Consider the following 6,140-nt stretch of genomic DNA (forward strand, 5'->3'; position numbering starts at 1 on the left):
TCACCATGTTCACCCTGACCGTTGACGAGCGGGCGATCAGCGACACCGCTCGGGACTTCGCCTCGGAGTACTTGGCGCCCAACGCGATCGAATGGGATCAGACCAAGCACTTCCCGGTGGATGTGCTGCGCAAGGCCGGCTCGCTCGGCATGGGCGGGATCTATATCAGCGAGGACGTCGGCGGGTCGGGGCTCACCCGGCTCGACGCCGTCCGGATCTTCGAGCAGCTCGCCAAGGGCTGCCCGTCCATCGCCGCCTACGTGTCCATCCACAACATGGTCACCTGGATGATCGACTCCTTCGGGACCGACGAGCAGCGCCACCAGTGGGTGCCTGCCCTCGCCTCGATGGAGAACCTCGGCAGCTACTGCCTGACCGAGCCGGGTGCCGGTTCCGACGCCGCGGCCCTGAGCACCAAGGCCGTGCGGGACGGCGACGACTACCTGCTCACCGGGGTCAAGCAGTTCATCTCCGGCGCGGGCACCTCCGACGTGTACGTGGTGATGGCCAGGACCGGATCGGCCGGCGCCAAGGGCATCTCGGCGTTCATCGTCCCCAAGGGCGCCGAGGGCCTGTCCTTCGGAGCCAACGAGAAGAAGATGGGCTGGAACGCGCAGCCGACCCGCCAGGTGATCCTCGACGAGGTGCGGGTGCCCGCTGCCAACCTGCTCGGTCACGAGGGCGACGGATTCCGCATCGCGATGTCCGGGCTCAATGGCGGCCGGCTGAACATCGCGGCGTGCTCGGTCGGCGGCGGCCAGGCTGCGCTGCAGAAGGCGGTGAACCACCTGGCCGAGCGCAAGGCGTTCGGCTCGCCGCTGCTCGACTCGCAGGCGCTGCAGTTCCAGCTCGCGGACATGCGCACCGAACTCGAGGCCGCGCGCACCCTGCTGTGGCGGGCCGCGGCCGCGCTCGACGAGGACGCGAACGACAAGGTCGAACTCTGCGCGATGGCAAAGCGATTCGCCACCGACACCGGATTCGACGTCGCCAACAAGGCACTACAGATGCACGGCGGGTACGGCTACCTGTCCGAGTACGGATTGGAGAAGATCGTGCGTGATCTGCGGGTCCACCAGATCCTCGAGGGCGCCAACGAGATCATGCGAGTGGTCATCGCCCGCTCCGTCGTCGGAACGGCGGGAGCGGCATGAGCGAAGCGAATGGCGCCATCGAACCCAGCGGCGTGAGCGCGGGCACACCGGAGGTCACCGAGGCGGAGGTGATCGTCGACAAGCGCGACGGTCTCGGCCTGCTCACCCTGAACCGGCCCAAGGCGATCAACGCGCTCAACCACTCGATGGTGCACCAGCTCGCCGCGGCGCTGGCGGAGTGGTTCTACGACGACGAGGTGCGCGCGGTGGTGCTCACCGGCGCGGGGGAGCGCGGGCTCTGCGCAGGCGGCGACATCGTCTCGATCTACCACGACGCCCAGGACGGCGGCGACGGATCGCGCGAGTTCTGGCGTGACGAGTACGTGCTCAACGCCGCGATCGCGAGCTACCCCAAGCCATACGTCGCGATCATGGACGGCATCGTGATGGGCGGCGGCGTCGGGGTGTCCGCGCACGGCTGCGTCCGGATCGTCACCGAGCGCTCGATGATCGGAATGCCCGAGGCCGGAATCGGATTCGTGCTCGACGTCGGCGGCACGTACCTGCTCTCGCGTGCTCCTGGTGAGCTCGGCACCCACATTGCGCTGACCACCGCGCGGCTGACCGCGGGCGACGCCATCGCCTGCGGGCTGGCCGACCACTTCATCCCCTCCGGCCGCGTGCCCGCCTTCCTCGAGGCACTCGCCGCCGGGCCCCTCGAGCGTGCGCTTGAGGAGTTCACCGAGCCCGCACCCGAATCCGCGCTGCTGGCGCAGCGCGGATGGATCGGCGATGCCTACTCGGCGGACACCGTCGAGGAGATCGTCTCGCGGCTGCGGGACAGCGGGATCCCGGCGGCCCTCGACGCCGCCGAGCAGATCCTCACCAAGTCGCCGACCGCGGCGAAGGTGACGCTGCGCTCGCTGCGCCGCTCCCGCGACCTCGGCAGCCTCGAGGAGGTGCTGAACCAGGAGTACCGGGTGTCCTCGGCCTGCCTGGATTCCCACGACCTCGTCGAGGGCATCCGCGCGCAGGTGGTGGAGAAGGACCGCAATCCCGCCTGGTCGCCTGCCACCCTGGAGGAGGTCACGGACGAGCAGGTGGATCGGTTCTTCGCGGGTCTCGGGGCATCCGAGCTCGGCCTCGCTCCCGGTGGAAACACCAACAGCTCTCACACTCTCGGCAACATCCAGGAACTCAGCAGCGTTGGGGAAGGAAAGTCATGAGCGCCGCAGCCAACCTCCGGATCGGCTTCATCGGTCTCGGTCACATGGGCGGTCCGATGGCCGCGAACCTGGCCAAGGCCGGGTATCAGGTCAACGGCTTCGACCTGGTGCCCGCGGCACTGGAACAGGCCACCCGTGACGGCATCACGGTCGTCGCGTCCGCCGCCGACGCCGCAGCGGGGGCGGACATCGTGATCACGATGCTGCCAAGCGGCAAGCACGTGCTCGGACTGTACGAGGGCGGACTGCTCGAGGCCGCGGCCCCCGGCACGCTGTTCATCGACTGCTCGACCATCGACGTCGCGGATGCCCGCCAGGCACACGATCTCGCGGTCAAGGCCGGGCACCGCGGCATGGACGCCCCGGTCTCCGGTGGCGTGGCAGGCGCGACCGCGGGCACCCTGGCGTTCATGGTCGGCGCGGACGAGGCGGACTTCGAGTCCGCGCGGCCGCTGCTCGAGGTGATGGGTGCCAAGGTCGTCCACTGCGGTGCGTCCGGGGTCGGCCAGGCCGCGAAGATCTGCAACAACATGATCCTCGGCGTGTCCATGATCGCGATCAGCGAGGCGTTCGTGCTCGGCGAGAAGCTGGGCCTGAGCAACCAGGCGTTGTTCGACGTGGCGTCCAACGCGTCGGGTCAGTGCTGGGCCCTGACTAGCTACTGCCCGGTGCCCGGCCCGGTGCCGACCAGCCCGGCGAACAACGACTACCAGCCGGGTTTCGCGGCCGCCCTGATGGACAAGGATCTCGGCCTGGCCGCGAACGCCCTGCGCGGCAACGGCGTTCCGGGCGAGCTCGGGCTTCGGGCCGCGGAGATCTACTCCCGGTTCCACGAGGAGACCGGCGGCACGCTGGACTTCTCTGCCATCGTCAACGACATCCGCCGACGTGCGAACGAGGAGAACGCGTGAGCGACTTCGAGACCATCCTGCTCGAACGCAAGGGCAGGGTCGGCGTCATCACCCTGAACCGGCCGAAGGCGCTCAACGCGCTCAACGCCCAGCTGATGGGCGAGGTCGTGGCCGCGGTCACCGACCTCGACCGTGATCCGGAGATCGGCGCGATCCTCATCACCGGATCTGAGCGGGCCTTCGCCGCGGGTGCCGACATCAAGGAGATGGCGCCGAAGTCGTACATGGACATGTACCTCGACGACTGGTTCGCGGCGTGGGATCGCCTCGCCTCGGCTCGCAAGCCCACCATTGCCGCGGTTGCCGGCTACGCGCTCGGCGGCGGCTGTGAGCTGGCCATGCTGTGCGACATCATCCTTGCCGCGGACAACGCCAAGTTCGGCCAGCCGGAGATCAAGCTCGGGGTGATCCCGGGAATCGGTGGCTCGCAACGGTTGACCCGCGCCGTCGGCAAGGCGAAGGCGATGGACCTGTGCCTGACCGGACGCAACATGGACGCGGAGGAGGCCGAGCGCGCGGGCCTGGTCTCGCGGATCGTGCCCGCGGCCGACCTGCTCACCGAGGCGCTGGCGACGGCGACCACCATCGCCGAGATGTCGCTGCCCATCGCGATGATGGCCAAGGAGAGCGTCAACAGGTCCTTCGAGACCACCCTCGCCGAGGGTGTCCGGTTCGAGCGCAGGGTGTTCCACTCGACGTTCGCGACCGCGGACCAGAAGGAAGGCATGGCGGCGTTCGTGGACAAGCGGGCGCCCGAGTTCACCAACAGCTAGGCAGCGCCGAGTTTCACCAACCGCTCAGCGCCGAACCTCGGTGCGAGGACGGCATTCCGGTGGCGGCGGCGAGGAGCACCGCTCCTCGCCCCGCCACCGAGGCCGGTTCCGGTGGCAGGACCACCGGGATCCGCAGCAGCGCCTCCAGTCGCGAACCGAGGGTCGGGGTGTGGGCACCGCCCCCGAGCAGCACGATCGACGACGGGGTGCTGCCCGATTCGCGGATCATGCTGCGCAGCACCGTGCTCGAGTGGGCGACGGCGTCTGCGGCCAGCCCCGCCAGGTCGTTGTTCGTCAGGACCTGGCAGGCGCCGGTCTCCGGGTCCTTCGCCGTGACGATCCGCTCGAACCCGAGCTGCTCCTTGAGATCGCGGCACGCCGCCTGCTCGAGCCGGATCCCGCGGCCCGCCAGGTGCTGCTGCACCAAACGGTCGAACTGGTCGCCGCCGACCACCGCGCTGCGGCGCGAGGCCAGCACCTCGCCGGACGCCGGGTCCGCAACGCAGGCGGCCAGTCCCGAGCTCCCCACGTCATAGAGCAGGACCGAGCCGCGGCGCGGCAGTCGGCCGGTGAACCTGAGATACCGCAACTGGGCCGAGGTTTCGGGGACCACCCGCACGTGCTGTCGGGTGGTCGCCGCGGTGGCGTTCTCCACCACGTCGGGGTCGATGCCGGTGCGCAGCGTCACCGCGGTCGCACCGATGATCGCGGCCTGCTCTACGGCGGTGGCGCGCAGGGTGCGGATCGCGGAGATGACCGGCTCACCGATGGTCGTGCCCGGCCGACGCCGAACATCGCAGCGCGCCACCGGTTCGTGATGCGGGCGATCCGACAACGCCAGCACCGCGCGGGCTCCACTAGCGCCCGCCGACACGCCAAGAACCAGCACCAACGTCGCACTCCTCGCTCGCTGATCAGCTCACCACTTGCTGGGTGCGTCCCCGGTGTCGAAGTCGCCCGCGCTACGGCGGAGCTCCGCGAGAATCCGCACGAGGGTGTCGAGCTTATCGGCGGACAATCCGGGTTGAGCGAAGACCTGGGTGTTGAGCTGCTCGGTGGCCGTCAGGGCCAAATCGCGGCCGGCCTGGGTGATTTCGATCAGAGTAGCGCGACGGTCGCTCGGATGCGGAACTCGGCGAACGAGTTTCGCGGATTCGAGTCGATCGACGGCGTTGGTCACGCTGGTCGGGTGCACCTGCAGGCGCGCGCTGGCCTTCGCCATCGGCAAGGCGCCGGTCCGGGTGAAGGTGAGCAGTGTGAGCAGTTCGTACCGCGAGAAGGTGAGCCCGGTCGGCTTGAGTACCTCCTCGACCCGGGCCATCATGATCTGCTGAGCACGCATCAGCGAGGTGACGGCGGCCATCCCGTCCGCGACGTCGCCCCAGCCGTGCTCCTCCCATTGGCGGTGGGCCTCCTCGATCGGATCGAGTGGTAACGGTGACGAAGGCGGCATTCCGCCATCATCCCACGCCGACCGCCACCTGCAGGTATCTCAGGGCGCGGTCGGCGTCAGGTGCCCCGTCAGGCGGTCGGCGCGCAGGCGCAACAGGTCGTCGGCGCGTTCGGGATGGGTGTAGATCCAGAACTGCCCCGCGGCCAGTCCCTCGAACATCGTGTTCGCGGCCTGCTCCGGGGTCACCCCGTTCTCGCGCAGGAAGGCCTCCATCCGGTCCCTGGTGGCGGCGCCGGCCGAACCGTCCGACGCGGCGGACTCGTAGATCGCGGTGTGCACCGGTCCCGGCAGGAGCGCCGCGACCGTGATCGGCGCCTGCTCGGCGGCGAGTTCGATTGCCAGGCACTCCGTCATGGCCAGCGCCGCGTGCTTGCTGGCGCAGTAGGCGGCCTGGGTGGGGACCGTGGTGACGGCCCCGATCGAGGCGGTGTTGACGATGTGCGCGGGTCCACCGTCCGCGAGCATCCGCGGGACGAACGCGCGGATCCCGTGGAAGACGCCGGTGACGTTGACCCCGAGGACGCGCTCGAACCGCTCCGGGGAGAGCTCCCACAGCCGTCCGGTGCTGTCGACGCCCGCGTTGTTGACCAGCAGGCGCACCGACCCGAACCTGTCGGCGGTCACCGCGGCCAGGCGTTCGAGGTCGTCGGGGTCGGTGACGTCGCAGCGCACGGCGAGCGCCT

The 6,140-nt window shown here is 69.4% G+C and carries 7 protein-coding genes; 4 read left to right on the plus strand and 3 right to left on the minus strand.

The genetic code is table 11. The features are described 5' to 3' along the window. Nucleotides 1-5 precede the first annotated feature (5 nt). From BR31_RS0114350 to BR31_RS0114365, 4 genes are read left to right on the plus strand one after another with little or no spacing between them, the layout of a single operon-like run. A complete protein-coding gene (locus tag BR31_RS0114350; protein WP_027501570.1) occupies nt 6-1,154 on the plus strand; it encodes an isobutyryl-CoA dehydrogenase in 1,149 nt (382 codons plus the stop codon). Beyond that, nucleotides 1,151-2,320: an enoyl-CoA hydratase/isomerase family protein gene (locus BR31_RS28690; RefSeq protein ID WP_081830483.1), complete on the plus strand. Its 1,170-nt coding sequence runs from the start codon at nt 1,151-1,153 to the stop codon at nt 2,318-2,320. Before BR31_RS0114350 ends, BR31_RS28690 begins: the two co-directional genes overlap by 4 nt. Next, entirely contained in the window at nt 2,317-3,231 is a 915-nt protein-coding gene (mmsB, locus tag BR31_RS0114360) for a 3-hydroxyisobutyrate dehydrogenase (protein WP_027501571.1), read from the plus strand. Before BR31_RS28690 ends, mmsB begins: the two co-directional genes overlap by 4 nt. Continuing rightward, nucleotides 3,228-4,004, plus strand: coding sequence for an enoyl-CoA hydratase (locus BR31_RS0114365; protein WP_027501572.1), 777 nt, complete (start codon nt 3,228-3,230; stop codon nt 4,002-4,004). The genes mmsB and BR31_RS0114365 overlap by 4 nt, the downstream gene beginning before the upstream one ends. 13 nt (nt 4,005-4,017) lie before the next feature. On the opposite strand, the gene BR31_RS28695 is transcribed toward BR31_RS0114365, so the two are convergent. From BR31_RS28695 to BR31_RS28700, 3 genes are all read right to left on the minus strand, one after another. After that, entirely contained in the window at nt 4,018-4,896 is an 879-nt protein-coding gene (locus BR31_RS28695; RefSeq protein WP_156042487.1) for an acetate and sugar kinases/Hsc70/actin family protein, read from the minus strand. A gap of 27 nt (nt 4,897-4,923) precedes the next feature. Beyond that, nucleotides 4,924-5,457: a MarR family winged helix-turn-helix transcriptional regulator gene (locus BR31_RS0114375; protein WP_027501573.1), complete on the minus strand. Its 534-nt coding sequence runs from the start codon at nt 5,455-5,457 to the stop codon at nt 4,924-4,926. Between the two features lie 39 nt (nt 5,458-5,496). Further along, a partial coding sequence (locus BR31_RS28700; RefSeq protein WP_037176706.1) for an SDR family NAD(P)-dependent oxidoreductase occupies nt 5,497-6,140 on the minus strand: 644 nt, incomplete at its 5' end.

Source organism: Rhodococcus sp. UNC363MFTsu5.1 (assembly GCF_000686785.1).
GTDB classification, from domain to species: domain Bacteria; phylum Actinomycetota; class Actinomycetes; order Mycobacteriales; family Mycobacteriaceae; genus Rhodococcus_G; species Rhodococcus_G maanshanensis.

Bases quoted from the DNA above. Each gene is read 5' to 3' on its own strand.
- BR31_RS0114350 (WP_027501570.1), top strand. From the start codon at position 6: ATGTTCACCCTGACCGTTGACGAGCGGGCGATCAGCGACACCGCTCGG.
- BR31_RS28690 (WP_081830483.1), top strand. From the start codon at position 1,151: ATGAGCGAAGCGAATGGCGCCATCGAACCCAGCGGCGTGAGCGCGGGC.
- BR31_RS0114375 (WP_027501573.1), bottom strand. From the start codon at position 5,457: ATGCCGCCTTCGTCACCGTTACCACTCGATCCGATCGAGGAGGCCCAC.
- mmsB (WP_027501571.1), top strand. From the start codon at position 2,317: ATGAGCGCCGCAGCCAACCTCCGGATCGGCTTCATCGGTCTCGGTCAC.